This window comes from Petropleomorpha daqingensis (assembly GCF_013408985.1).
Classification (GTDB): Bacteria; Actinomycetota; Actinomycetes; order Mycobacteriales; family Geodermatophilaceae; genus Petropleomorpha; species Petropleomorpha daqingensis.
This window is the reverse complement of the sequence record NZ_JACBZT010000001.1, coordinates 1,995,260-2,021,290: the sequence shown is the minus strand read 5'-3', so window position 1 is coordinate 2,021,290 and position 26,031 is coordinate 1,995,260. Positions and strand designations below refer to the sequence as shown.

Annotated in this window: 20 protein-coding genes; 7 read left to right on the top strand and 13 right to left on the bottom strand. The window is 73.6% G+C overall.

The window, feature by feature from the left end; all coding sequences use genetic code 11:
* Window positions 1-28 precede the first annotated feature (28 nt).
* A complete protein-coding gene (locus GGQ55_RS09970; protein ID WP_366489037.1) occupies window positions 29-1,540 on the bottom strand; it encodes a glycerol-3-phosphate dehydrogenase/oxidase in 1,512 nt (503 codons plus the stop codon).
* A gap of 16 nt (window positions 1,541-1,556) precedes the next feature.
* Here GGQ55_RS09970 and GGQ55_RS09965 point away from each other — a divergent pair, with 16 nt between their 5' ends.
* Window positions 1,557-3,194, top strand: a complete 1,638-nt coding sequence (locus GGQ55_RS09965) for an FAD-binding oxidoreductase (RefSeq protein WP_179716313.1) — start codon at window positions 1,557-1,559, stop codon at window positions 3,192-3,194.
* Between the two features lie 51 nt (window positions 3,195-3,245).
* Here the strand turns inward: GGQ55_RS09965 and GGQ55_RS09960 are convergent, their stop codons facing one another.
* A complete protein-coding gene (locus tag GGQ55_RS09960) occupies window positions 3,246-4,697 on the bottom strand; it encodes an FAD-binding oxidoreductase (RefSeq protein WP_179716312.1) in 1,452 nt (483 codons plus the stop codon).
* A gap of 176 nt (window positions 4,698-4,873) precedes the next feature.
* Here GGQ55_RS09960 and GGQ55_RS09955 point away from each other — a divergent pair, with 176 nt between their 5' ends.
* Window positions 4,874-8,299 (top strand): ATP-binding protein, encoded by a 3,426-nt coding sequence (locus tag GGQ55_RS09955; protein WP_179716311.1) that lies wholly within the window; start codon window positions 4,874-4,876, stop codon window positions 8,297-8,299.
* A gap of 28 nt (window positions 8,300-8,327) precedes the next feature.
* Here the strand turns inward: GGQ55_RS09955 and GGQ55_RS09950 are convergent, their stop codons facing one another.
* Window positions 8,328-9,095 (bottom strand): SDR family oxidoreductase, encoded by a 768-nt coding sequence (locus tag GGQ55_RS09950; RefSeq protein ID WP_179716310.1) that lies wholly within the window; start codon window positions 9,093-9,095, stop codon window positions 8,328-8,330.
* A gap of 40 nt (window positions 9,096-9,135) precedes the next feature.
* Between GGQ55_RS09950 and GGQ55_RS09945 the strand changes: the two genes are divergently transcribed.
* The gene (locus tag GGQ55_RS09945) at window positions 9,136-10,344 is read left to right on the top strand and encodes an arginine deiminase (RefSeq protein WP_218859231.1); all 1,209 of its coding nucleotides are present in this window, start codon (window positions 9,136-9,138) and stop codon (window positions 10,342-10,344) included.
* A 55-nt stretch (window positions 10,345-10,399) separates the two neighbouring features.
* On the opposite strand, the gene araA is transcribed toward GGQ55_RS09945, so the two are convergent.
* The 9 genes from araA to GGQ55_RS09900 all read right to left on the bottom strand — a co-directional run bounded on the left by araA (window position 10,400) and on the right by GGQ55_RS09900 (window position 21,229).
* Complete coding sequence (gene araA / locus GGQ55_RS09940; protein ID WP_179716308.1) at window positions 10,400-11,908, bottom strand: L-arabinose isomerase; 1,509 nt, start codon at window positions 11,906-11,908, stop codon at window positions 10,400-10,402.
* Between the two features lie 10 nt (window positions 11,909-11,918).
* A complete protein-coding gene (locus tag GGQ55_RS09935; protein WP_179716307.1) occupies window positions 11,919-12,599 on the bottom strand; it encodes an L-ribulose-5-phosphate 4-epimerase in 681 nt (226 codons plus the stop codon).
* A 34-nt stretch (window positions 12,600-12,633) separates the two neighbouring features.
* A complete protein-coding gene (locus GGQ55_RS09930) occupies window positions 12,634-14,229 on the bottom strand; it encodes a xylulokinase (protein ID WP_179716306.1) in 1,596 nt (531 codons plus the stop codon).
* Window positions 14,226-15,275 (bottom strand): LacI family DNA-binding transcriptional regulator, encoded by a 1,050-nt coding sequence (locus GGQ55_RS09925; RefSeq protein ID WP_366489036.1) that lies wholly within the window; start codon window positions 15,273-15,275, stop codon window positions 14,226-14,228. The genes GGQ55_RS09930 and GGQ55_RS09925 overlap by 4 nt, the downstream gene beginning before the upstream one ends.
* Window positions 15,276-15,370: 95 nt before the next feature.
* Window positions 15,371-16,627 carry a multiple monosaccharide ABC transporter permease gene (mmsB, locus tag GGQ55_RS09920; protein ID WP_179716305.1) on the bottom strand — a complete coding sequence of 419 codons (1,257 nt, stop codon included), beginning with the start codon at window positions 16,625-16,627 and terminating at the stop codon, window positions 15,371-15,373.
* Window positions 16,624-18,162 (bottom strand): multiple monosaccharide ABC transporter ATP-binding protein, encoded by a 1,539-nt coding sequence (gene mmsA / locus GGQ55_RS09915; RefSeq protein ID WP_179716304.1) that lies wholly within the window; start codon window positions 18,160-18,162, stop codon window positions 16,624-16,626. The genes mmsB and mmsA overlap by 4 nt, the downstream gene beginning before the upstream one ends.
* Window positions 18,163-18,351: 189 nt before the next feature.
* A complete protein-coding gene (gene chvE / locus GGQ55_RS09910) occupies window positions 18,352-19,509 on the bottom strand; it encodes a multiple monosaccharide ABC transporter substrate-binding protein (protein WP_179716303.1) in 1,158 nt (385 codons plus the stop codon).
* A 240-nt stretch (window positions 19,510-19,749) separates the two neighbouring features.
* Window positions 19,750-20,685, bottom strand: a complete 936-nt coding sequence (locus tag GGQ55_RS09905) for a DUF5926 family protein (protein WP_179716302.1) — start codon at window positions 20,683-20,685, stop codon at window positions 19,750-19,752.
* 10 nt (window positions 20,686-20,695) lie between these two features.
* Window positions 20,696-21,229 (bottom strand): SRPBCC family protein, encoded by a 534-nt coding sequence (locus GGQ55_RS09900; protein ID WP_218859229.1) that lies wholly within the window; start codon window positions 21,227-21,229, stop codon window positions 20,696-20,698.
* 30 nt (window positions 21,230-21,259) lie between these two features.
* On the opposite strand from GGQ55_RS09900, the gene GGQ55_RS28315 reads away from it, so the two are divergent.
* From GGQ55_RS28315 to GGQ55_RS09880, 4 genes are all read left to right on the top strand, one after another.
* Window positions 21,260-22,468 carry a cytochrome P450 gene (locus GGQ55_RS28315; RefSeq protein WP_179716301.1) on the top strand — a complete coding sequence of 403 codons (1,209 nt, stop codon included), beginning with the start codon at window positions 21,260-21,262 and terminating at the stop codon, window positions 22,466-22,468.
* A 10-nt stretch (window positions 22,469-22,478) separates the two neighbouring features.
* A complete protein-coding gene (locus GGQ55_RS09890) occupies window positions 22,479-23,123 on the top strand; it encodes a DNA alkylation repair protein (RefSeq protein ID WP_179716300.1) in 645 nt (214 codons plus the stop codon).
* Between the two features lie 87 nt (window positions 23,124-23,210).
* Window positions 23,211-23,732, top strand: coding sequence for a SigE family RNA polymerase sigma factor (locus GGQ55_RS09885; RefSeq protein WP_366489035.1), 522 nt, complete (start codon window positions 23,211-23,213; stop codon window positions 23,730-23,732).
* Entirely contained in the window at window positions 23,729-24,616 is an 888-nt protein-coding gene (locus GGQ55_RS09880; protein ID WP_179716298.1) for a hypothetical protein, read from the top strand. Before GGQ55_RS09885 ends, GGQ55_RS09880 begins: the two co-directional genes overlap by 4 nt.
* Here the strand turns inward: GGQ55_RS09880 and GGQ55_RS09875 are convergent.
* Window positions 24,607-25,995, bottom strand: coding sequence for a glycoside hydrolase family 5 protein (locus GGQ55_RS09875; protein ID WP_218859228.1), 1,389 nt, complete (start codon window positions 25,993-25,995; stop codon window positions 24,607-24,609). The two genes, GGQ55_RS09880 and GGQ55_RS09875, sit on opposite strands and share 10 nt — an antisense overlap.
* Between the last annotated feature and the right edge of the window lie 36 nt (window positions 25,996-26,031).

Below are 26,031 nucleotides of genomic sequence, written 5' to 3'. Positions count from 1 at the left end.
AGTGGAACAGGATTCTCACATCGTGGGACTAGGTCTCCTCGGTGAGGATCCGCTCGGCCACCATCGACGCCACCGCCCGGTCGGCCGGCACCAGGCCGATGCGGGTGCGCCGGTCGAGGAGGTCCGCGACCGTGCGCGCGCCCTCCGCCCGGACGGCGAAGCGCAGCTCCCCCCGGGTCTCGGGCCGGCCCTCGACCACCGGCTCCGTGCCCAGCGCCTCGACCAGCGGCGCCTCGGTGCCGTACCGCGCCACCAGCCGGGGGGAGGCCGCGACCCGGTCGAGCACCACCCGGGGCGCGGCGCCGATCAGCGGCAGCCGCGCGGTCACCGCCCGCGCCGCCCCGCGCCCGAGCCGCGCCACGACCTCGTCCACGGCCTGCTCGGCCATGGCCCGGTAGGTGGTCAGCTTGCCCCCGACCACGGAGAGGACCGCTCCGTCCCACGCGAGCAGGTGCTTGCGGGAGAGGTCGGCGGTCGCGTCACCGAGGCCGGTCCCCGCGGAGGCGGGCAGCACCAGCGGGCGCAGCCCGGCGTAGGCCCCGACCAGGTCGGCGCGCTTCAGCGGCTCGGCGAGCACCTGGTTGACCGTCTCGAGCAGCTGCTCGATCTCGGCGTCCGACGGCTTCGGGTCCTCGTCCCCCGGCGGCCCGGCGACCGGCTCGTCGGTGATCCCGAGGTAGACCAGGCCGCGGGCCTGGGGCAGCGCGAACACGTACCGGGACCGCGACCCGGGCAGCGGCACGGTCAGCGCCGCGAACGGCGACCCGAGCCGCTCCGCCGGGACGACGAGGTGCGAGCCGCGCGAGGGCACCAGCCGGATCCCGGGCGCCAGCTTCTGCGCCCACACCCCGGCCGCGTTCACGACCACGCCGGCCCGCACGGTGGTCGACGTCCCGCCGGGCAGCGCGACGTGCACCTCGTGCCCGTCGACCCCGGTCACCACCGCGCCGGTGAGCACGTGCGCGCCGTAGGCCGCCGCGGTGCGGGCCAGCGCGACGACGAGGCGCGCGTCGTCGGCCAGCTGCCCGTCCCAGAAGACGACGCCGCCCCTGCCCTTCCGCACGCCCGGGACCAGGGCGGCCACCTGCGCGGCCGACACCCGTCGGGTCGGGGGCAGCGAGCCGCGGCCGCCGGGCACCGAGAGCCGGACGGCGTCACCGACCCGCCCGCCGAGCCCGGCCAGCGCGCTCACCGAGCGGCCGGCGGCGTCCGGGACGAGGAACGGCAGCGGCCGGACCAGGTGCGGCGCGGTCGACCCCATGAGCACGGCCCGCTCGCGCGCGCTCTCCCGCGCCAGGCCGATCTCGCCGTGCGCGAGGTAGCGCAGCCCGCCGTGCACGAGCTTGGACGACCAGCGGCTGGTGCCCGCCGCGAGATCCGCCCGTTCCAGCAGGACGACGGACAGCCCGCGCGAGGCGGCGTCGAGGGCGACTCCCGCGCCGGTGACCCCGCCGCCGACCACGACGACGTCGACCGAGGCCCCGGCGACGGCCTCGAGGTCACGGGCGCGACGGGCAGGGCTCAGCGCACCGGGCAGCACTCGGCAGACTGTAGCGATGCCCGAGCAGCCGGAAATGACGATCCAGGGCTGGGGGCCCGCACGGGCCGCCGCCGGCGACACCGTGCCCAAGGCTGCGCGCCGCTACCTGACCCGCGAGCTCGGCTGGACGCCCCGGGACACGCCACCGGTGCCGGTCGCCGAGATCGAGCTGGCGCCGTCGCGGTTGCCGGACGACGTCCGCACCGTGCTCGTGGGCCTGCTCGGCGAGGAGAACGTGCTCACCGACCGCGACGCGCGGCTGCGGCACGCCGGCGGCAAGAGCTACCTCGACCTGCTGCGCCGCCGCTCCGGCGACGCCTCGGACGCCCCGGACGCCGTCGTCCTGCCCGGCAGCACCGAGGAGACCGCGGCGCTGCTGACCGCCTGCAGCGACCGCGGGATCGTCGTCGTCCCCTTCGGCGGGGGCACCAGCGTCGTCGGCGGCCTGGCCGGCATGGACCCCGACGACCGGCCCTGCGTGGTGGTCGACCTCTCGCGGATGGCCGGCCTCCAGGCCGTCGACGTCCCGTCGTCCCTGGCGACCGTCGGCCCCGGGATGCGCGGTCCGCAGCTGGAGGAGGCGCTCGGCGAGCAGGGGCTGACGCTGGGCCACCTCCCGCAGAGCTTCGAGTTCGCGACGATCGGCGGGTACGCGGCCACCCGCTCGGCCGGGCAGCAGTCGACCGGCATCGGCCGCTTCGACGACCTGGTCGCGGGGCTGACCCTGGCCACGCCGGTCGGCGTCCTGGAGCTGGGGCACGCCCCGGCCAGCGCCGCCGGGCCGGACCTGCTCGGCCTGGCCGTGGGCTCGGAGGGCACGCTCGGCGTGATCACCGAGGTGCGGCTGCGGGTGCGCCCGAAGCCGCGGACCGTGCACTACGAGGGCTGGTCGTTCCGCTCGTGGGCGGCGGGCCTGGCGGGGCTGCAGCGGCTGGCGCGGCACGACCTCCTGCCCGACGTCGTCCGCCTCTCCGACGCCGACGAGACGCGGGCCAACCTGCTCATGGCGACCGGCGCCGGCGCGCGGGCGCTGCGCGGGGCGCTCAAGGCCCGCGGCCGGGCCGACGGCTGCTTGCTGGTGCTCGGCTGGGAGGGGCTGCCGACGCTGGTCCGCGCGCGGATGAAGACGGCGGCGTCGGTGCTGCGCGAGGACGGCGCCCTGCGGCTGGGCAGCAAGGTCGGCGAGTCGTGGCGGGCGCACCGCTTCGACGGGCCGTACCTGCGCGACCGGCTCATGGACCACGGCCTGCTGGTCGAGACCCTGGAGACGGCGGCCTCCTGGACGGCGCTGCCGACCGTGTACGACGCGGTCCTCCGGGCGCTGCGGACGTCGCTGACCCGCGAGGGCAAGCGGCCGCTGATCATGACCCACCTGTCGCACGGGTACCCGACCGGCGGCTCGCTGTACTTCACGGTGCTCGCCGACCGGGACGACGAGCTGCCGATCCAGCAGTGGCTGACGGCGAAGCGCGCGGCGACCGACGCGCTGATGTCGGCCGGCGGCACGCTCACCCACCACCACGCCGTCGGCGCCGACCACCGCCCGTGGCTGGAGCGGGAGGTCGGGCCGCTCGGCGTCGAGGTGCTGCGCGTGGTCAAGCAGCGCCTCGACCCCAACGGCATCCTCAACCCCGGCGTGCTGCTGCCGGAGTAGCAACGGAGGCTGGGAGCGCAGGAAACCTGCGCTCCCAGCCTCCGCAACGTCCTACAGGGCGTGGCCGAAGGAGAAGACGCGGTCGGGGTCGACGGCCTGCTTGACCGCCTGCAGGCGCTCGGCGACGGCCGGCGGGTAGGAGGCGGCCACCTCCGCGGGCCCTGCGACCTCGCCGAGGAAGTTGGTCACGCAGCCGGGCGCCTTCCACGGCTCGAGCGCCTTCAGCACGCCCTTGCCCAGCGCCGGGACGACGGTGGCCAGCTCCGGCACGCCGGGGCCGAGGGTGAGCACCTGGTAGGCGCCGTCGCGACCGGCGACCGCGTTCGGCACCCGCGGCTGGCGGGCGAGCGCGCCACCGAGCAGCCGGATCTCGACCATGATCAGCGGGATGTCCAGCTGCGGGCCGGCCGCGGCGAGCAGCGCGTCGACCGTCTCCTCGGTCAGCTCGGCGAGCTGCATGCCCTTCTCCCAGCCCGGCATCGGGTCGGTCGGGTCCATGTGCACCGAGTCCAGCTCGGTGGTGAGCAGCGGGTGGATGAACCCGAGCAGCACCTCACCGGCCGAGCGCATCGGCTCGACCAGCCGCTCGCCCTCGGCCGGGTCGTCGCCGGCGTAGACGTAGCGCAGGTGGACGACGGTCTGCCCGCGCAGCGGCGGCGGCAGCTCCTCCATCGGGGGCAGCCGCAGGATCGCGATCGACGTGCCGACGTCCTCGGGCAGGGTCGGGGCCCACTGGCGGAACGCGTGCAGCACGGCCGGCGCGTCCTTGCCGGCGAAGAAGATGCCGCCGCCGAGCACCGAGCGCACCGGCACCAGCTGCAGCTCGATGGCGGTGACGACGCCGAAGTTGCCCTTGCCGCCGCGGACCGCCCAGAACAGCTCGGGCTGCTCCTCGGCGCAGACGGTGCGCAGCACGCCGTCGGCGGTGACGATCTCGACGGAGAGCACCGAGTCGGCGGAGAAGCCGAACTTGCGGCCCAGCGAGCCGAGCCCGCCACCGAGGGTGTACCCGACCACGCCGACGTCGGACGACGACCCGCACAGGCCGGTCAGCCCGAACGGCGCGGCCGCCTCGAGCACCTTGGCCCACTTGACGCCGGCCTCGACGCGGGCGGTGCCGCGCATGCGGTCGATGGTCACGCCCTGCATGCGGCGGGTGGAGATCATCAGGGAGCCGGCGGCGTTGCGGACCGGGCCGTGGCCGGTGGCCTGGACGGCGACCCTGAGGCCGTGCGCGGTCGCGAACGAGACCGCGGTGGCGACGTCGGCGGCGCAGGTGGCGCCCACCGCGATCGCCGGGGTGTGCGTGACGGCCAGGTTCCAGGTCGCCACCTCGGCGACCAGACCGTCGTCGCCGGCGGCGTAGACGGGGCCGTGCACGCGGCTGCGCAGGTCGTCGACGTCCTCGGCCGGGATCGCCGGCGCGAGGCTGTCGAGGACCTCGTCGTCGATGAGGACGTCGAACGACTCGGGCTCGGTGGTGTCGAGCTCGTTGATGCTCATGAAAAGTCTTCCCTCGGGGTCACGGTGGGATCTGTGCTGACAGGGGGGAACAGTGGCCGCGGCCACTTGACCCGCACTTGCAAGACACTTGGAGCGCCCGCGGGGATACGCCGGCCCCGATTTCCGGCACGAAGAGGGGTCCCTTTTCCCGTCCGGACCTGCGAGGATCCGGCATCATGCGTTACCGCGTCCTCGGCCCGCTCGAGGTGTCGGGAACCGACGGACGGCCGGTCGACGTCGGGGGCGCCAAGCCCCGTGCGCTGCTGACCCTGCTGCTCGCCGACGCCAACCGCGTCGTCGGCATCGACCGCATCGTCGCCACCCTGTGGGGCGACGACCCGCCGCCGACGGTGACCGGCACGCTGCAGGCGTACGTCTCCCACCTGCGCCGGGTGCTCGAGCCCGAGCGCGGTCCCCGGGAGGCGCCCACGGTGCTGCTCACCCGGGCGCCGGGGTACCTGCTGCGCGCCGTGGCCGCGGACCTGGACAGCCTGCGCTTCCCCGAGCTCGTCGAGGAGGCCGAGCGGGCGATCCAGGCCGGCGACGCCAGCCGCGGGGTGAGCCTGCTGGACCAGGCGCTGAAGCTGTGGCGCGGCGAGCCGCTGCCCGAGCTGGGCGACAGCCCGACCGCCGCCACCGACCGGTTGCGGCTGGTCGAGCTGCACGTGCGCGCCCGCGAACGGCGCTGCGACGCGCTGCTCGCCCTCGGGCACGCCGATGCCGCCGTGCCCGACCTGGAGCGGCTGGTCGCCGAGAACCCGCTGCGCGAGCGGCTGTGGGCGCGGCTGGCCACGGCCCTGTACGCCGCCGACCGGCAGGCCGACGCGCTCGAGGCCATCCGCAAGTGCACCGAGCTGCTGCGCGACGAGCTCGGCATCGACCCCGGCCCCGAGCTGCGCGACCTCGAGCGGGCGGTGCTCCGCCAGGACCCGAAGCTGACCGAGCGCGTGCCGCGGCCGAAGCTCACCGTCGCCCCGCCGCCAACGCCGGCGCCGTCCGTCGCCGTCGAGGCGCAGGAGATCGTCGGGCGGGTCGCGGAGCGGGAGAAGCTGCGCACCGTCGCCGAGCAGGTCGCCGGGGGCCGGCCCGCCGTCGTCGTCATCGAGGGCGAGGCCGGCATCGGCAAGACGCGGCTGGCCGAGGCGGTCGCCGAGTACGGCCGCGCGTCCGGCTGGGCGGTGGCCTGGGCCCGGTGCGCGGACGACGCCGGCGCCCCGCCGCTGTGGCCGTGGACCCAGGCGCTCGAGCAGCTCGGCCAGGAGCAGCTGACGCTGGTCACCGAGGCCGAGGCCGGTGGGGACGCCGACGCCGCCCGCTTCCGGCTGTTCCAGGACCTGCGCGCGCGGCTGTCCGCGGCGGCGTCGCGGCCGGTGCTCGTCGTCCTCGACGACCTGCAGGGCGCCGACACCACGACCGTCCAGCTGCTGGGCCTGCTCGCCCGGCACCTCCCGCGGGTGCCGCTGCTGCTGGTGGTCACCGCCCGCACGATCGGCGAGCAGGTGCCGGCGTCGGTGTCCGACGCCCTGGCCCGGCTGGCCCGCGAGCCGGCCGCGACCTGCCTGACCCTGAGCGGTCTCGGCCAGGACGACGTCCAGGCGCTGCTGGCCCGCCAGCTCGGCGGCGGCGACCGGTCGCTGGCCTCGGCGGTGCACGACCGCACCGGCGGCAACCCGTTCTTCGTCGTCGAGCTGTCCCGCTGGATGCTCGGTGCGCACGACCTGCAGCTGAACCGGGTGCCGGTGCCGCCGTCGGTGGGCGAGGTGCTGCGCAAGCGGCTGGACCGGCTGCCGGCGCGCACCCGCGAGGTGCTGCAGCTGGCCGCGGTCGCCGGCCGCGACATCGCGCTGGACCTGCTGGAGGCCGCCGGCACACCGGCCGAGGAGGCGCTCGCGGCGCTGGACTCGGCGGTCGCGGTCGGGCTGGTCGTGGAGGGGCCGACGTCCTGGACCTGGCGGTTCACCCACGCGCTGGTGCAGGAGGTGCTCGCCGGCGACCTGCCCGCCGTCCAGCGGGCGCGGCTGAACGCGCGGCTGGGCGCGGCGCTCGAGCAGCGCGCCGCCGCGGGCACGCCCGACCAGGCCCTGCTGGAACGGCTGGCCCACCACTTCGTCGAGGCCGTGCCGGTGGCCGGTCCCGGGCCGGCGCTGCGCTACTCGGCGGACGCCGCGCACGCCGCCCGCGAGCGCTGGGCGCACGGCGAGGCGGCCGAGCACACCCGGCGGGCGCTCGGGCTGCTCGACCCCCACGCCCCCGACGCGCTGCGCACCCGGCACTCGCTGCTGACGCTGCTGGGCAACGACCTGCTGCGCAGCGGCCAGCGCACCGAGGCGCACGAGGTCACCGCGCAGGCCCTCGCGGCGGCCCGCGAGCTGGGCGACCGGCGCTGCCTGGCCGAGGCGGCGGCGATCTGGGGCAGCGTCACGGTCTGGAACTGGCGGCCGCACGGGTTCGTCGACGACGACCTGGTCGCCGTCCTGGAGGACCTGCTCGAGCACCGCGACGAGCTGGCCGACACCGACGACGAGCGCGACCGGCTCACCGCGCGGCTGCTGGGCACCCTCGGCGTCGAGCTGGCGTTCAGCTCCGACCTGCAGAAGGGCGTGCGCTACGCCGACCGGGCCGTCGAGCTGGCCCGCACGCTCGGCGACGCGGAGCTGCGCGGACGCACGCTGAACAACTACAGCCTCGCCGTCTGGGGCCGCCCCGGCGCCGCGGAGCTGCGGCTGGCCGCGGCCGACGAGACGATCGGGCTGGCCGGCAAGGGGCTGCCCCGGCGGACGGAGTTCTTCGCCCGGCTGCACCGCGCCGCGATCCGGCTGCACATGACCGACCTGCGCGGCTTCGAGGCCGACCTGGACGCCGCCCGCCGGCTGGCGATCTCGCTGTCCGGCCCGGAGGTCCGCCCGCACGTGCTGTGGCAGCAGGCCGGGGCGGCGTGGCTGCGCGGCGACGCGGCGCGGGCGGAGGAGCTGACCACCGAGGCCTACGAGCTGTACCGGCGGGTGACCCCGCACGCGCGGCACGCCTACGCGGCGCACCAGTTCACGCTGCGCCGCGGCGACCACCGGCTACCGGAGGCGATCGACCTGCTGGTCGAGACCGGCGACGAGGGCAACCCGCTGCTGCAGCTGATGGCGGTGCTCGCGGCCGCGGAGTCCGGCGACCTCAAGGAGGCCCGGCGGCTGCGGGCGCGGTGGGGGCGCACCCAGATCCGCGACTGGGCCAGCGACGTCGCCGTCCTGCTGGAGGCCGAGGTCGCGCTGCACCTGGGCGACGAGCCGGAGCAGGAGGAGGCGGTCGTGCAGCTGCTGCCCTTCCGCGGGCGGCAGGCCGTGCTCGGGACGCCGTCGTTCTCCCTCGGCGCCTACGACGAGCTGCTCGGGCGGATCGCGGAGGCCCACGGCGACACCGTGGCCGCCCGCGACTGGTGGCGGGCCGCGCGGCAGCAGGGCCGGCTGGTGGGCTCGCCGCACCAGGTCGCGCTGGCCGAGTCGCACCTGGAGCGGGTGCCGGAGGACAAGGCGGTCCGCCCGCGCCGCAAGCGGACTACGACGCCGTCCCCGCTGCCCCCCGACCCGGGCCCCGCGGCGGAGAGCGCCTGAGCCCTCCGCAGAAGTCGGGATTTCTGCCCTAGCGGGTGGTGGCGATGCCGCCGTCCACGGGGACGACGGCGCCGGTGACGTACGCCCCGGCGCGGGACGTCAGGTAGACGACGACACCGGCCATGTCGTCGGGCCGGCCGATGCGGCCCAGCGGCGCGCGGGCGGCGATCTCGGTGCCGAAGGCGTCCAGCGTCGCGGCCATCATCTTCGACTCGAACGGGCCGGGTGCGACGGCGTTGACGGTGATCCGCCGCGGCCCGAGCTCCTTGGCCAGCACGCGGGTCAGGTGGTGCAGCCCCGCCTTCGACGCGGCGTAGGAGTACGTGTGCATCGGCGGGACGTGCAGCCCGTCGATGCTGCCGACGTTGACCACGCGGGCCGGGTCGTCGTCGGTGGCGGCCTCCTCGAGCAGCGGCAGGAACGCGCGGGTGAGGAAGAACGGCGCCTTGAGGTTCAGGTCGAGCACCTTGTCCCAGGCCGAGGCCGGGAACTCGGCCAGCGGCGCGCCCCACGTGGCGCCGGCGTTGTTCACCAGGACGTGCAGCTCGTCCTCGTGCTCGCCGACGGCCGCGGCCAGCGCCCGGCAGGCGTCCTCGGTGGACAGGTCGGCCTGGACGAACCGCACCGTGCCGAACGCGGCGAGCTCCGCGCGGGCCTGCTCGCCCTCGTCGGCCTTGCGGGCGCTGAGGTACACGCGGGCGCCGGCCTGCAGCAGCCCGCGGGCCATCATCAGCCCGATGCCCCGGGTTCCCCCGGTCACCACGGCCACCTTGCCGGTCAGGTCGAACAGGTCCACGTGCCGCACCCTAGCCCGGGCGGTGTGCGAGTCTGCCGCCATGAGCAACGTCGGCGCGACCAGCGAGGTCGGCACCCTGCGCACCGTCCTGCTGCACCGCCCGGGCCCGGAGCTGCGCCGGCTCACCCCGCGCAACAACGACCAGCTGCTCTTCGACGGCGTCCCCTGGGTGGCCCGCGCGCAGGAGGAGCACGACGCCTTCGCGCAGGCGCTGCGCGACCGCGGCGTCGAGGTGCTGCACCTCGACCGGCTGCTCACCGAGGTGCTCGACTTCCCCGCCGCCCGCGCCGAGCTCATCGCCGCCGCCGTCGACGACCCCCGGCTGGGGACGACGCTGCAGCGCGCGACGGCGGCGCACATGGGCGACCTCGCCCCGGAGGACCTCGCCCGCACCCTCATCGCCGGCCTCGCGCACGACGAGCTGCGCGCCGACGGTCTCGCCTACCGGCTCCTGACCCCCGGCGAGTTCGTCGTCCCGCCGCTGCCCAACCTGCTGTTCACCCGCGACTCGTCGGTCTGGGTGGGCGACGAGGTGGCGGTGACCTCGCTGGCCATGCCGGCGCGATCGCGCGAGAGCACGATCACCGCAGCCGTCTACACCCACCACCCACGCTTCGCCGGCGTCGAGCAGCTCTACGGCGCCCACCTGGAGCACCTCGAGGGCGGCGACGTGCTGCTGCTCGCGGCCGGCGTGGTGGCGGTCGGCGTCGGCGAGCGGACGACGCCCGGCGGCGCCGAGCGGCTCGCCCGGCAGGTGTTCAGCCGCGGCCTGGCGCACACGGTGCTCGTCGTCCCGATCGCGCAGCAGCGGGCGACGATGCACCTGGACACCATCGCCACGATGGTCGACGTCGACGCGATGGTCATGTACCCGGCGGTGGCCGACTCGCTGGTGGCCTGGACGGTCACCTGCCAGACAGGCGCCGAGGACGCCGACGACCTCGAGCTCACCGTCCGCGGGCCGGCACCGTTCCTCGCCGCCGCGGCCGAGGCGATGGGCATCGACCGGCTGCGGGTCATCGACACCGGCCTCGACCCGGTCACCGCCGAGCGCGAGCAGTGGGACGACGGCAACAACACCCTGGCCATCGCGCCGCGGGTGGCCGTCGCCTACGAGCGCAACACCGTCACCAACGCCGCGCTGGAGGCCGCCGGCATCGAGGTCGTGCGGATCGCCGGCTCCGAGCTCGGCAGCGGCCGCGGCGGCCCCCGGTGCATGAGCTGCCCCATCTCCCGCGACCGCCTCTGATCCGCGCTTTATCGCGATAAAGCACGCGTGCTTTATCGCGATAAAGCGCAGAACGTCAGAGGCCCTGGGCGAGGCGGTGGTAGGCGGCGCTCCAGCGCAGTTCCTTGGCCAGCGAGCGCCGCGTGGTGTCGGCGTCGATGACCACGAGCTCGGTGCCGAAGACCTCGGCCAGGTCCGTGACCTCCTCGGCGCCGAGCTGCGTGGACAGCACCGTGTGGTGCGGCCCGCCGGCGGTCAGCCAGCCCTCGGTCGCGGTGGCGAAGTCCGGCCGCGGCTCCCACACGGCGCGGGCCACGGGCAGCTTGGGCAGCGGCTCGGAGGGCTCGACGACGTCGATCTCGTTGGCCACCCAGCGGAACCGGTCGCCGAGGTCCGACCAGCCGACGGTGATGCCCGGACCCGGGTCGGCGGTGAACACCAGCCGGGCGGGGTCCTCCCGGTCGCCGATGCCGAGCGGGTGCACCTCGAGCCGCGGCCGCGAGGTGGTGATCGACGGGCAGACCTCGAGCATGTGCGCGCCGAGGATCTTCGGCCGGTCGGAGGCCAGGTCGTAGGTGTAGTCCTCCATGAACGAGGTGCCGCCGGGCAGCCCGTGGCCGGCGACCTTGAGCACGTGCAGCAGCGCCGAGGTCTTCCAGTCGCCCTCGCCGCCGAAGCCGTATCCGTCGGCCATCAACCGCTGGACGGCGAGACCGGGCAGCTGCCGCAGCCCGCCGAGGTCCTCGAAGTTGGTCGTGAAGGCGCCGAAGCCGCCGTCCTCGAGGAACGTGCGCAGCGCCGCCTCGATCCGCGCCTGGTAGCGCACGCTGTCGTGCCGCGCGCCGCCCTGCCGCAGGTCGGCGTCCATGTCGTAGAGGTCGTCGTACTCCTCCACGAGGGCCTGCACCGACTTCTCCGGCACCGCGTCGACGACCGCGACCAGGTCGTTGACGCCCCAGGTGTTCACCGAGACGCCGAAGCGCAGCTCGGCCTCGACCTTGTCCGACTCGGTGACCGCGACGTTGCGCATGTTGTCGCCGAAGCGGGCCAGCTTGAGCGACCGCGCGGCGCGGGCACCCGCTGCGGCGCGCACCCACGACCCGACCCGGGCCTGCACGCGCGGGTTCGACACGTGCCCGGCCACCGTCGTCCGCGGCTGGCGCAGCCGGGTGAGGATGAAGGCGTACTCCCGGTCGCCGTGGGCGGCCTGGTTGAGGTTCATGAAGTCCATGTCGATCGTCGCCCACGGCAGGGCGGCGTCGGCCTGGGTGTGCAGGTGCAGCAGCGGCTTGCGCAGCGCGTCGATCCCGGAGATCCACATCTTCGCCGGGGAGAAGGTGTGCATCCAGGTGATGACGCCGAGGCAGTTCGGGTCCTCGTTCGCCTCGCCCATGGCGCGGCGGATGGCGCCGGCGTCCTTGAGGACGGGCTTCCACACCACCCGGGCCGGGACGGCGCCGGCGTCGTCGAGCCCGGCGGCCACCCGCTGGGACTGCTCGGCGACCTGCTGCAGGGTCTCCTCGCCGTAGAGGTCCTGGCTCCCGGTCAGGAACCAGATCTCCGCACCGGCGTAGGGGTTGTTCACGAGGGTGTCCTCACTGTCCGTAGACGTTCTGGTAGCGGGCGTAGAGCTTGTCGACGTCGTCCTGGTCGATGAGCAGCGGCTCCCCGAGCTGGCGGGAGAAGTGCACGGTCCGGGCGACGTCCTCGGTCATGACGGCGGCCTTGACGGCGGCCTTGGCCGACGGACCGATCGTGAAGACGCCGTGGTTGCGCATGAGCACCGCCGGCGACCGGGAGACCGACAGCGTCTCGACGATGCCCCGGCCGATGGAGTCGTCGCCGATCAGCGCGAACGGCCCGACCGGGATCGGCCCGCCGAACTCGTCGGCCATGGCCGTCAGCACGCACGGGATCTCCTCGGCGCGCGCCGCCCACGCGGTCGCGTACGGCGAGTGCGTGTGCACCTGCCCGTTGACCTCGGGCAGGTTCCGGTAGACGTAGGCGTGCGCGTCGGTGTCCGAGGACGGCCTCTTGACCCCGTCGACCGCGTTGCCGTCGAGGTCGCAGACGGTGATGCCCTCCCAGGTCAGCTCGTCGTACTCGACGCCGCTGCCCTTGATGACGAACAGGTCCTCGCCGGGCACCCGCTCGGACACGTTGCCCGAGGTCCAGGTGACCAGCTGGTAGCGGGTCAGGTAGCTGTGCAGCGCGGCGACGTGCTCGCGCTGCTCGCGGTGGGTGCCCCGCTCGGTACGCACGTCAGCAGCGGTCATTCGAATGGCTCCTCGGGTGTCGCTGGACGAGAACTCACAGGCTGGTCACGGCCGCCCGCTCGACAGGGAGCCCCGCGACATAGCGCTCCATGAACGCGGTGAAGCCGGCGACGTCGTCCGGGTCCGGCTGCGCGGTCTGCAGGCGGGCACCGGCGAAGACGGCGGTGTCGAGATAGTCGGCCAGGGTCTGCTCCGGCGACCGGCGCGTCGCGAACGCCGCCAGGACCGCCATCCCCCAGGCGCCGCCCTCCGCGGCGACGTCCCCGACCGAGACCGGGGTGTCGATCGCGGCGGCCAGGAAGCGCTGCGCGACGCCCTCGGTCTTGAACAGGCCGCCGTGCGCGAACATCCGGTCCAGCTGCACGCCCTCGGCCTTCTGCAGGACGTCCATGCCGATGCGCAGCGTGGCCAGCGACGCGAACAGGTGCGTCCGCATGAAGGTGGCGAGGTCGAACCTGCTGTCCGGGGACCGCACGAACAGCGGCCGCCCCTCCTCGAGGTCGGTGATCGGCTCGCCGGAGAGGTAGTTGTAGGCCAGCATCCCGCCGCCGTCGCGCGCACCGTCGAGAGCGGCGGAGAACAGGACCTCGAAGACCGTCGACGGGTCCGCCTCGGAGCCCATTGCCCGCGCGAACTCGGTGAACAGCCCGACCCAGGCGTTCAGCTCGCTGGCGCCGTTGTTGCAGTGCACCATCGCCACCGGGTCACCGGCCGGCGTGGTGACCACGTCGACCTCGCGGTGCATCCGGGCGAGCTCCTGCTCGAGCACGACCATGGCGAAGATGCTGGTCCCGGCCGAGACGTTGCCGGTGCGCGGGACGATCGAGTTGGTCGCGACCATCCCCGTGCCCGCGTCGCCCTCGGGCGGGCAGAGCGGGATGCCGGGGCGCAGCCGCCCGGACGGGTCGAGCAGCTTCGCACCCGCCTCCGTGAGCTCCCCGGCCGGCTCGCCGGCGACGGCGACGCGGGGCAGCAGGTCGGCGAGGGTCAGCGCGACCCCCGCCTCGGCGGCCAGCTCGTCGAACCGGGCGAGCATGCCGGTGTCGTACCCACCGGTGGCGGTGTCGATCGGGAACATGCCGCTGGCGTCGCCGACGCCGAGCACCTGCTCGCCGGTCAGCTGCCAGTGCACGTACCCGGCCAGGGTCGTCAGGTGCGCCAGCCGGCCGAGGTGGTCCTCGCGGTCCAGGATCGCCTGGTAGAGGTGCGCGACGCTCCAGCGGTGCGGGATGTTGACGTCGAACTCCGCGGACAGCCGCTCCGCCGACCGGCCGGTGTTCGTGTTCCGCCAGGTCCGGAACGGCGTGAGCAGCTCCCCGTCGGCGTCGAACGCCAGGTAGCCGTGCATCATCGCCGAGACACCGAGCGCGCCGACCGTGGTCAGCTCGACCCCGTGGCGCTGCCGGACGTCGTCGGCCAGGGCCGCGACGCTGCGCTGCACCCCGGACCAGACGGCGTCGAGCGGGTAGGTCCACACCCGGTCGACGAACTGGTTCTCCCAGTCGTGGCTGCCCACCGCGAGCGGCGCGGCATCCGGGCCCACGAGCACCGCCTTGATCCGGGTCGAGCCCAGCTCGATGCCCAGCGCCGTCCGACCTTCGGCGATCGCCTCGCCGGCGTCCATCGTCATCTCTCCCGTCCCGACAGCCGCCGCGCCGGCGCCGCGCCGGTGCTGGAGCGCACCAGCAGCGACGCCGGGACCGGGTCCTGGTGCAGGTCCTCGCCCTTCAGCCGCGCGAGCACCAGCCCGACGCCGCGGCGGCCCAGCTCGGCGAAGTCCTGCCGCACGGTGGTCAGCGGCGGGGTGAAGTAGGGCGACTCGGGCAGGTCGTCGAAGCCGACGACGCTGACGTCGCGCGGTGCCTCCAGGCCCTCCTCGTGGAAGGCGGCGAGCAGGCCGAGGGCCATCTGGTCGTTGGCCAGGAAGACGGCGGTGACGTCGTCCCCCTCGCGGACCCGGTCGGCCAGCTGCTTGCCGGCGGCGTAACCGGAGGACGGCGTCCAGTCCCCGCGCAGGATCGGCGGCACCGGCGCGGCCGCCGCGGTCAGCTCCGCGCGCCAGCCCGCGATGCGGTCGCGGGCCTCCTTGGAGTCGGCCGGCCCGGTGACGTGGTGCACGGTCCGGTGGCCCAGGTCGAGCAGGTGCCGGGTGGCCAGCCGGGCGCCGGCGACCTGGTCGACACCGACGGCGGGGTCCTCGACCGCACCGCCGCTCTGCACGGTCACCAGCGGCACGGGCGCGGAGATCTGGTGCAGCGCCTCGTAGGCGTCGTCGTAGGTGCCGAGGGCGACCACGGCGTCGACGGACTGCGCGACGAACCGGTCGACGGCGTCGCGCATGTTCTCGGATGTGGCGTCGTCCAGGACCGTGACCGACAGCGAGTAGCCGGCCGCGCGGGCCGCCTGCTCGAGGCCGACCAGCGTCTGCGCCGGGCCGTACTGGTTGATGTTCACCGTGACCAGCCCGATGGTGCGGGTCGAGCCGGTGACCAGCGCACGGGCGGCGGTGTTGGGCCGGTAGCCGAGCTCGGCGATCGCCGCGAGCACCCGCTCGCGGGTGAGCGGCGCGACGTTGGGGTGGCCGTTGATGACCCGCGAGACGGTCTGGTGGGAGACGCCCGCGCGCGCGGCGACATCGGACATCACCAGCGGGCGAGGCGCTGCCTCGGGCTGCACGTGCGGACCTCCCTTCGGGCGCGGATCAGGGTGTGCAAGGTCGGCCCCGGCGCGGGCAGTCGCGCCGGGGCGTCCCTCTGCCGGACGGACGGCGGTCAGCGCGAGGCGCCGGCCCGCCGCTTGTTGTAGACGTCGAAGGCGACCGCGAGCAGCAGGACCAGGCCCTTGACCACGGCCTGGATGGACTGGTCGACGCCCATCAGCTGCATGCCGTTGCTCATGACGCCGACGAGCAGACCGCCGACGACCGCGCCGACGACGGTGCCCACACCGCCGGTGACCGCGGCGCCGCCGATGAAGCAGGCGGCGATGGCGTCGAGCTCGAACGACAGACCCGCGGCCGGCTGGGCGCCGTTGGACCGGGCCGAGAACACGATGCCGGCGACCGCGGAGAGCACGCCCATGTTCACGAAGATCCAGAAGTTGACGACCCGGACCTTCACACCGGACAGCGTCGCGGCGGCCAGGTTGCCGCCGATCGCGTAGACCTGGCGGCCGAAGACGGTCCGGTTGGTCACCAGGCTGTAGCCGAGGATCAGCACGGCCAGGATGATCAGCACGATCGGCAGGCCTCGGGCGTGCGCCAGCTGCCAGGCGAACCACATGACGACGGCGGCCACGACCACGATGCGGGCGACGAAGAGCGGGAACGACTCGACCGGCTGCTGGTAGCGGACGCGGGCCATGCGGGTGCGGAAGGTGCTCACCGCGTAGCCGACCACGGCCAGCACGCCGATGAGCAGGGTGAACGCGTCGTAGCCGTTGCCGCCGAGGAGGCCGTTGAGGAAGCCGGTCGCGACCTTCGTGTACTGCGGCGGGAACGGCGACAGCGAGATGTTGTCGAGGACCTCCTGCGCCAGGCCGCGGAACAGGAGCATGCCGGCGAGGGTGACGATGAACGCCGGGATGCCGACGTAGGCCACCCAGAAGCCCTGCCAGCAACCGATCAGCACGCCGGTGGCGAGAGCGGCCAGGATGCCGGCCCACCAGGGCCAGCCCTCCTTGATGACCAGGACGGCCGAGACCGCGCCGGTCAGCGCCACCACCGAGCCGACCGACAGGTCGATGTGCCCGGCGATGATGACGATGACCATGCCGATCGCCAGGATCAGCACGTAGGAGTACTGCAGGATGATGTTGGTGACGTTGGTCGGGTTGAGCGAGAGCCCGTCGGTGAGGATCGCGAACAGCGCGACGATCACCACGAAGGCGATGTAGATGCCGCTCTGCCGGAGGTTGCGGGTGAACAGCGCCCAGACGTCGTTCGTGCCGACCTTGAGTGCCTCGGAAGCAGCGGCTTCCGTCTGACCCGAGGGGGTCTCCTCCGACTGCGGCGGCGCGGACGTGGTCATGCGGCCTGCTCCCTCTCCTTGGTCATGAGCGCCATGAGGTTCTCCTGGGTGGCGTCGGTGATCGTCTTCTCACCGGTGATGCGGCCGGCAGACAGCGTGTAGATGCGGTCGCAGATGCCCAGCAGCTCCGGCAGCTCCGAGGAGATGACCAGGACGGCCTTACCGGCCGCGACCAGCCGGTTGATGATCGTGTAGATCTCGTACTTGGCGCCGACGTCGATGCCGCGCGTCGGCTCGTCGAGGATGAGCACCTCGGGGTCGGTGAACAGCCACTTCGACAGCACGACCTTCTGCTGGTTGCCGCCGGAGAGCTTGCCGGTCACCGAGAGCACGCTCGGCGCCTTGATGTTCATCTCGCGGCGGTAGCCCTCCGCGACCTTGATCTCCTCGTTGCCGTTCACCCAGCCACCGGCGGCGAGCTTGTCCAGCGCCGCCGAGGAGATGTTGCGGCGGATGTCCTCGATGAGGTTCAGGCCGTACCGCTTGCGGTCCTCGGTCGCGTAGGCGATGCCGGCGTCGATGGCCTCGGCGACGTTGCGCGCCCGCACCTCCTTGCCGTGCACGAACATCCGACCGGAGATGTTGCGACCGTAGGAGCGGCCGAACAGGCTCATCGCCAGCTCGGTGCGGCCGGCGCCCATGAGGCCGGCGATGCCGACCACCTCGCCGGCCCGGACGGTCAGGTTCGCGCCGTCGACGACCTTGCGGTCCTGCGTGGGGTGCCAGACCGTCCAGTCCTCCACGCGCAGGATCTCCTCACCGGGGTGGGACTGCCGGTCGGGGTAGAAGCTCTGCAGGTCACGGCCGACCATGCCGCGGATGATGCGATCCTGGGTGGCCGACTCCTCGGACATGTCCATCGTCTCGACGGTCCGGCCGTCTCGGATGACCGTCGTGGAGTCGGCGATCGCCATGATCTCGTTCAGCTTGTGCGAGATCATGATCGAGGTGATGCCCTGCTCCTTGAGCTGGCGCAGCAGCCCGAGCAGGTGCGCCGAGTCGTTGTCGTTCAGGGCGGCCGTGGGCTCGTCGAGGATCAGCAGGCGCACGTTCTTCGACAGCGCCTTGGCGATCTCGACCAGCTGCTGCTTGCCGACACCGAGCTGGCCGACCGGCGTCACCGGGTTCTCGTCGAGGCCCACCCGCTTGAGCAGGGCCGCCGCCTCGGCGTTGGCCTTGTTCCAGTCGATGAGGCCGCCGCGGCCCTTGCGCTCGTTGCCCAGGAAGATGTTCTCGGCGATCGAGAGGTACGGGACCAGCGCGAGTTCCTGGTGGATGATCACGATCCCGATGTGCTCGCTGTCCCGGATGCCGTGGAAACGGACCGGGGCGCCGTCGAAGACGATCTCGCCGTCGTAGCTGCCGGTGGGGTAGACGCCGGAGAGCACCTTCATCAGCGTCGACTTGCCCGCGCCGTTCTCACCGCAGATCGCGTGGATCTCGCCTCGGTGGACCGACAGGCTGACGTTCTCCAGCGCCTTGACGCCGGGGAAGGTCTTGGTGATGGAGCGCATCTCCAGGATGAAGTCGTCCATGGACTCCGCTGTCCTCGCAAGTTCTGCGCCGTGTGGGTTCTGTGGGGGGCCCGTCCCTGAGGTCGGCGCCCGTGGTCAGCATGGCCCCGCCGACGCGGCGGAGCGAGCGGACCGGTTCCGGGGTGGTGCCGGCCGGACCCGGCAGCGCGCGAAGCAGCTGCCGGGTCCGGCCGGGGCCGGGGGGCAGGGTCAGTCGCTCTGACCCTTGGCGACCTCGTCCGCGGTGTAGTACCCGGAGTCGATCAGCTCCTTCTGGATGTTGTCCTTGTAGACGGTCACCACGGGGAGCAGGAAGGACGGAACGACCTTCTGGCCGTTGTCGTACGTCTTGGTGTCGTTGGCCTCGGGCTCGTCACCCTTGAGGAACGCCACCGCGGCGGTGACGGCCTGCTCGGCCAGCAGACGGGTGTCCTTGAAGATCGTGGAGCTCTGGACACCGTCGTTGATCAGCTTGACCGAGGCGATCTCGGCGTCCTGACCGGTCACGATCGGCATCGGCTTGGCACCGCCACTGGTGGTGGGGCCGTAGCCGGCGTTCTGCAGCGCGGTGATGATGCCGCGCGACAGACCGTCGTAGGGCGACAGGACGCCCTGGACGGTGGTGCCGTCGTTGTAGGACTGCGTCAGCAGGTCCTCCATGCGCTTCTGCGCGGTCTCCTGCTGCCAGCGGAGGATGGCCACCTGCTCGATCTGGTTCTGGCCGGACTTGATGACCAGGGTGCCGTCGTCGATGTACTGCTTCAGGGTGTCCATCGCGCCGTCGAAGAAGAAGTGCGCGTTGTTGTCGTCCAGCGAGCCCGCGAAGACCTCGATGTTGAACGGACCCTTGGTGCCGGTGGCCTTGCCGTCCTTGTCGGTGACCCCGAGGCCGGCCAGCAGAGCGGTCGCCTGGGCGACGCCGACCTTGTAGTTGTCGAAGCTCACGTAGAAGTCGACGTTCGGGGTGTCACGGATCAGCCGGTCGTAGCTGATGACCTTGATGCCGGCGTCGGCCGCGGCCTGCAGCTGGCTGGACAGGGCGGTGCCGTCGATCGCCGCGACGATCAGCAGCTTCTCGCCCTTGGTGATCATCTGGTCGATCTGCTGCGACTGCGTCGGGATGTCGTCGTTCGCGTACTGCAGGTCGACCTTGTAGCCCTTGTCCTCGAGCTGCTTCTTGACGTTGTTGCCGTCAGCGATCCACCGCTCCGAGGTCTGGGTCGGCATCGCGACGCCGATCGTCGTGTCGCTCGGGTTGCTGTCGTTGCCGCTCGAGCCCGAGCCGCCTCCGGCGCCACTGCCACCACAGGCCACCAGGCCCAGCGCCAGGGCGGCGCCCACGGCGCTCAGCCTGAGCTTCTTGCTCACCTGCACATCTCCTCCTCGAGACATTTCGCCGCTCGGGCGCTCAGCTCGCGCACAGCGAGCGGCCCAGTGTGAGCGCTAACACCGGGGGTCCGTCAACCCCGTGACGGCGATTCGGAGGTCACGATGCCGTAACGCGGCGTTCATCAAGGCACGGTATGGGACGGACCCGTCCGAAACCGCGATCTCCGTCTCACCCGATCGGCTGCGCCGCCGGGCAGGCAGGAGGTGCGGTGTCGCAGGTCAGCGGAGGGTGACCTGGCGGGAGAGCAGGCCGGCGCGGGCCCGGCGCTCGTCGGCCGACAGCGGCGTGCTCGCCGCGAGGGCGGCGTCGAGCCGGGTGCCGAACTCCGTCGCGGGTCCGGTCCACTCGGCGGCCGGCACGTCGGCGGGCAGGTCCCACACCGGGACGACGAGACCGTGCGCGCGGAACGCCCCGGCGTAGCGGGTGCCCTCGCCGAGGGTCAGCTCCTCGGCGGCGCGCAGCCGGGCGAGCGCGTCGAGCAGCGGCTCCTCGTCCTCCGCCCGGACCCAGCGCAGGTGGGCGCGGTCGACGCTCGGGCGGACCCAGTACGCGGCGCCGAGGCCCTCGAGCCGCTCGGTGGGCAGCACCGCGGCGTTGGCCTGCTCCAGGCCCGCGGCCGCCGCGGGTCCGGCGTCGACACCCTCCAGCCAGAACCCGAAGTCCTGGTGCACGGTGACCTCCAGCGGCGCCGACAGGTCGAGCAGCTCCTGCAGCCGCGGGCCGGCCGAGCCGGCGGCCCCGATCGGCCCGGGGTCGACCGGAGCGCCTGCGGGGGCCTCGAGCGCGGCGGCCAGCGCCGTCCCGAGGTCGCGGCTGATGTCGTCGGACGACCCCGCCAGCTGGACCCCGACCAGGATCTCGCCCTCGGCGCGCACCAGCGCCGGGGCGCCGCCGGGCAGCACGCTGGCCAGCGTCACCTCGCGGCCGTTGGCCAGCTTCAGGGGTGCGGTCGCGGCGGGCACGAGCTCGCGCAGGGCGACCCAGTCGGGCTCACCGGGGAGCCCCTCGAACGGCCGCGTCACCGGGGGCGCGTAGCCCGAGCCGTGGCAGTGCTTGTACCGGCGGCCCGAGCCGCAGGGGCACGGCGCCTTCGGGTTGATCTCCCCCTCGGCGGCCTTCGGGGCGGGCGGACGCTTGGTTGCGGAGCGAGCCATGCGCCCGAGCCTACGGAGCGGCGGCGTCCCGCTCGGCGAGCCGCTTGAGGTTGAGCAGCTGCCGCCGGGCCATCACCAGGTCTCCCACCGCCATCGCCCGCGTCGTCAGCGCCGTCGGCACCGGCAGCGGGGGCGGCGTCCACCGGATCCGCATCAGCAGGTGGCAGCCGCCGTCCTGCGGCAGGACGGCGTAGGTGATCGCGACCCGGCCCAGCGGCCGACGGGAGTCGAAGGTGACGTGCAGCGGCCGCTCGAAGGACGTGATCCGGAAGATGCGCATCGCGGGCTGCCCGACGAGCAACCGGTCCAGACCCGGCGTGAGCTGCCGCGGGCTGCGCCGGCCGAGGTTGTCGACCAGGTCGTAGGAGTACGGGCCGGCACGCAGCTGGCACAGCCACCGGAAGACCAGCTCGGGCGGGGCGGCGACGTCGACGGCGCGGTGCACGACGAGCTCGGCGTCGGGCAGCACCCGGTCGCAGGGCAGCGGGCGCGTCAGGTCGTCGTCCGTCGCACCCCAGGCCTTCACCGTCCGAGCGAGGGTCACGGCGGGCACCTTGCCACCTACGCTGCCCTCGTGTCCGTGACAGCCGCTCCGCTCGACCTCACCGACCCGGCGGTGGTGGCCGATCCGTACCCGTCGTTCGCCCGGGCCCGCGAGGCGGCGCCGGTGCAGTGGCACGAGGGCCTGCAGCTGTGGCTGGCGTTCACCCACGCCGAGGCCAACGCGGTCCTGCGCGACCGGCGGCTGGGCCGGATCTGGCGGGACAAGGAGCCGGCCGGGCGGTTCGGGCAGTTCAACCTGATCCACCGCAACGCGATCCTCGAGATGGAGCCGCCGGAGCACACCCGGCTGCGCCGGCTGATCAGCGCGGCGTTCGCCCGCGGGCACGTGGAGCGGCTGCGACCGTGGGTGCAGCAGCTGGCCGACCGCATGGTCGACGAGCTGCTGGAGCGTTCGGGCGGCACCGAGCCGGTGGACATCCTCTCCGGCATGGCCGAGCAGCTGCCGGTCGAGGTGATCGCCGAGCTGCTGGGTGTGCCGGAGGCCGACCGGCCGCTGCTGCGGCCCTGGTCCAACGCGATCGTGAAGATGTACGAGTACGGCCGGACCGCCGACGTCGAGGACGCCGCCGAGCGGGCGGCCGGCGAGTTCGTGGAGTACCTGCGCGGGCTGGCCGCGCAGCGCCGCACGGCGCTGGGCGAGGACCTGCTCAGCCACCTCGTGTCGACCCGCGACGCGGACGGGGACAAGCTCACCGAGGACGAGCTGGTCACCACCTGCATCCTGCTGCTCAACGCCGGCCACGAGGCGACGGTCAACGTCTCTGGCAACGGCCTGCTCGCGCTGCTCGAGCACCCCGACCAGCTGCAGCGGCTGCGCGAGGACCCCGCGCTGCTGCCGACCGCGATCGAGGAGCTCATGCGGTTCGACTCACCGCTGCAGCTGTTCGAGCGCACCGCCACCGAGGACGTCGAGCTCGGCGGGATCACCATCGAGCGGGGGCAGAAGATCGCGGCACTGCTCGGTTCGGCCAACCACGACCCGGCGGTGTTTCCCGACCCCGAGACCCTGGACGTCGGGCGCACCGACAACCCGCACATCTCCTTCGGCGCGGGCATCCACTTCTGCATCGGGGCACCGCTGGCCCGCGTCGAGCTGCAGGCGTCGTTCGGCGCGCTGCTGGGCCGCACGACGCGGCTGGAACTGGGCCGGCCGGCGCGGCGCCGCCCGGAGTTCGTCATCCGCGGCCTGGCCGACCTGCCCGTCGTCCTCACCCGGTGACCCTGACTCGATGACGCACGCCGTGCTCGCGCGGTTGCACGAGCTGGCCGACCCGGCGCGGCTGGCGGGCATGGCCCGCTACGGCATCGGCGGCGGGACGGCGATCGGCGTGACCGTCGCGGAGCTGCGCGGGCTGGCCAAGGACCTGGGCCGCTCCCACGCGCTGGCCGCCCAGCTCTGGGACTCCGGCGTCCACGAGGCCCGGATCCTGGCGACCCTGGTCGAGGAGCGCGACCGCGTCGAGGAGGCGCAGCTGGACCGCTGGGTCGCCGACCTCGACTCCTGGGACCTCTGCGACCAGTTCTGCCAGAACCTGGTCCGGCACACGCCGTTCGCGTGGGCGAAGGCGCTGGAGTGGAGCGTGCGTGACGAGCCGTTCGTCGAGCGCGCCGGGTTCGCCACCATGGCCGGGCTCGCGGTGTCGGACAAGAAGGCCGACGACGAGCGGTTCGCGCCGTTCCTGCAGGCGGTGGCCGAGCGGGCGGACGACGACCGGCCGATCGTCCGCAAGGGTGCGAGCTGGGCGCTGCGGCAGATCGGCAAGCGCAACCCCGAGCTGCGGGCCCGGGCGGTCGAGATCGCGCTGGCTCTCCGGGACGGCGGACCCGGCGCCCGCTGGGTGGGCACCGACGCGCTGCGCGAGCTGCGCCGCTGACCGTTACCGAAACGAGACCGGACCGTCTGGGGCCGGCACCGCCTGCCGATGCGTCTACGGGGTGGACGCACCGGACGGGGGGCACGGGTGGGCAGACCGACGGACGACGACGAGTTCACGGACTTCGTCCGGGAGCACGGCGGCGCCCTGCTGCGCACCGCGAGCCTGCTCACCGGTGACCGCGCCCGCGGGGAGGACCTGACCCAGACCGCGCTGGCGCGCGCCTACGCCCACTGGGACAAGGTCCGCGCGGCCGACGAGCCGGTGGCCTACGTCCGCAGACTGCTGGTCAACAGCCACCTCTCCTGGCTGCGGCGGCTGACCAACACCGAGCAGGTCATCGAGGCGGTCCCCGACCGGGGCGACGACGCCGACCTGCAGGCCCGGCACGCCCAGGCCGACGAGCTGCGCACCGCGCTGCGGGAGCTCTCGCCGCGGGTGCGCACCGCCGTCGTCCTCCGCTACTTCGACGACCTCAGCGAGGCCGAGACCGCCCGGCTCATGGGCTGCTCGACCAAGACGGTGAACAACTCGGTCGGCCGCGGGCTCGCCGTCCTGCGCGAGCTGCTGGCCACCTCCCCAGAGCCGACCTCGAGGAGGCTCCCGTGAACGACCTCTCCACCCGGCTGCACGACCTCGCCGACGACCTGGCCGGCCCCGCCCCCGCCGTGTCGGCGTCCGACGCCGTCGCCCGCTACCGGCACCGTCGGCGCACGCGCGCCGGGCTGATCGCGGTGACCGCCGCGGTCGCCGTCATCGCCGTCGGCGTGCCCGCCGTCGGCAGCTCGCTGTCCTCGGCACCCGCGGCCCCCGCGACCCCGGCCCCCGCCACCACGGCCGCACCGACGACGAGCTCTCCGATCCCGACGTCCGCGCCGGAGGAGAAGTCGCCGATCGCCTCCTCGGCCGCGGACGACGCCGCCCACCTCCAGGAGCTGGCCGCCCTGCAGGCGGTCGCCGCGCAGCTGACGACGCCGGTGACGCTGACGTCCCCCACCGCCTGGGACCAGTGGCTCCCGGCGGGCAAGCCCTACCCCGGTTCGTCGACTGAGGAGGAGATGTCCACCTGCCCCCGCCTGGCCACCGGGCTGTCCGCCGCCCTCGGCCAGAAGATGAGCTACTGGATCGGCACGCTGCCCAACGGCCCGATGGGCTGCGAGTGGGTGCCGGTGCCGCTCTCCTACGACGGCCCGTACGACTACGCCTACCTCCTGTCGGTCGGCTTCCTCGGCGACGGGACGGCGCCGGACGGCGTCGCGGCGTACGAGCACCAGGGACAGCCGTGCCCGACCGTCCCGCTGCCCGCGGTGGACCCGCAGGCGGTGCTCACCCGCTGCGACACCGGCACCGGCACGGAGCTGCAGCTGACCCTGCCGGATGCGCGCGGCAAGGGCACCTGGGTGCTCGACGCCCAGGCCCGCACCGAGGCGCCGCACACCGCGACCGAGGCCCTGAAGGCCCTGGTACAGGGGGTCGTGCAGAACTACAGCTGACCGGACGTCCGCAGGATCTCGGCCAGGGGCTCCCGGACGACGCAGCGGTCGAGGGCGAACGAGCCGGCCAGCTCGGTCGCCTCGTCGGGCGAGACCCCCTCGAAGGCCTTGCCGAAGTCGCCGACCAGCGCCTCGGCGAGCAGCACGTGCCGGACGATCCCGTGGATCCAGCGGTGCGCGCCCCACGGATACGGCGCGAAGTCGGGGAACTCCTCGGCGAACAGCGTCTCGATCGGGTCGAGGACCTCCCGCACGCCGGCGTCGGTCGAGCCCCACGAGTCGACGCCGAGCCGGGCCTTCTTCTCCAGCACCGGCCGGATCCGCTGCACGTACGGCGAGTCCGGTGGGGTGTGCACCAGCCCTTGCAGCCCGATGTCCTTGTACGTCCAGAGCGCCCAGCTGGCGTCGTGCTCGCGGTAGATCTCCAGCTGGTCGGCGAGCAGCCGGTAGCGCATCGCGTCGCGCTCGGCGTCGCCGGTGTAGACCGGCCCGAACTCGCCGACCCAGATCGGCGTCCCGGTCTCGCGCATGTACGCCGTCCGCTGCAGGAACGTCTGCTCCACGACCGACCGGTCGACCTGCTGCCCCCGGCTCACCCCCGGGTACGGGCCGCCGTCGACGAAGCCGGGCAGCGCGTAGTCGTGCGCGGTGTAGACGGTGTTCGGGAGCGGGTCACCGAGCTGGTCGAACTGGGTGGAGTAGCGGTTGCCGTCGAGGAACAGCACGTGGTGCGCGTCGACCGCGCGCACGGCGGACTCCAGCCGCCGGTAGAACGGGCCGATCGTCTCCCCGACGGCGTCGCCTGGTTCGTTGATCGGGTTGTAGCCGGCCACCCAGGGGTTGTCCCGGTAGTGCTCGGCCAGCGCCTCCCACAGGTGGACGACGCGGTCCTGGAAGTGGCGGTGCTGCCAGAAGTGCGCCCAGTGCGTCGGGTTGTCGCTGTGCCAGTGCTGGTTCTGGTACCCGGGCAGCGCGTGCAGGTCGAGGATCGAGAAGATGCCGGCGCGGGCGCAGGCGTCGACGGCCTGGTCGAGCCGCCGGAATCCCTCCTCCTTCAGCTCGAACGGGCGGTCGTCGTCCTCGAAGTGCCGGTAGTTGAACGGGATCCGCACGCAGTTGAGCCCGAGGTCGGCCAGGAACCGGGCGTCGGCGTCGGTGAAGAAGTCGTCGAGGAAGCGGTCGAAGAACCGCCGGTAGCCCTCGTCGCCGAGCGCGGCGCGCAGCACCGTGCGCTGCTGCGACTCCGTCCCCGGGTAGCCGGTGATGAAGTTCTCCATGTTCAGCCAGCCGCCGAGACCCACCCCGCGCAGGACGACGGGCGAACCGTCAGGCAGCACCAGCGATGAGCCGCTGACCTGGATGATCCCGTTCTCCGACACGTCGTCTCCGTCCGTCGGACGCCGGTGGGCGCGCTC

Coding starts and splice junctions, on each gene's coding strand:
- mmsA (WP_179716304.1), bottom strand. CDS start 18,162: ATGGACGACTTCATCCTGGAGATGCGCTCCATCACCAAGACCTTCCCC.
- GGQ55_RS09945 (WP_218859231.1), top strand. CDS start 9,136: ATGAGCAACGTCGGCGCGACCAGCGAGGTCGGCACCCTGCGCACCGTC.
- GGQ55_RS09890 (WP_179716300.1), top strand. CDS start 22,479: ATGACGCACGCCGTGCTCGCGCGGTTGCACGAGCTGGCCGACCCGGCG.
- GGQ55_RS09905 (WP_179716302.1), bottom strand. CDS start 20,685: ATGGCTCGCTCCGCAACCAAGCGTCCGCCCGCCCCGAAGGCCGCCGAG.
- GGQ55_RS09960 (WP_179716312.1), bottom strand. CDS start 4,697: ATGAGCATCAACGAGCTCGACACCACCGAGCCCGAGTCGTTCGACGTC.
- GGQ55_RS09955 (WP_179716311.1), top strand. CDS start 4,874: ATGCGTTACCGCGTCCTCGGCCCGCTCGAGGTGTCGGGAACCGACGGA.
- GGQ55_RS09965 (WP_179716313.1), top strand. CDS start 1,557: ATGCCCGAGCAGCCGGAAATGACGATCCAGGGCTGGGGGCCCGCACGG.
- GGQ55_RS09930 (WP_179716306.1), bottom strand. CDS start 14,229: ATGACGATGGACGCCGGCGAGGCGATCGCCGAAGGTCGGACGGCGCTG.
- GGQ55_RS09935 (WP_179716307.1), bottom strand. CDS start 12,599: ATGACCGCTGCTGACGTGCGTACCGAGCGGGGCACCCACCGCGAGCAG.
- mmsB (WP_179716305.1), bottom strand. CDS start 16,627: ATGACCACGTCCGCGCCGCCGCAGTCGGAGGAGACCCCCTCGGGTCAG.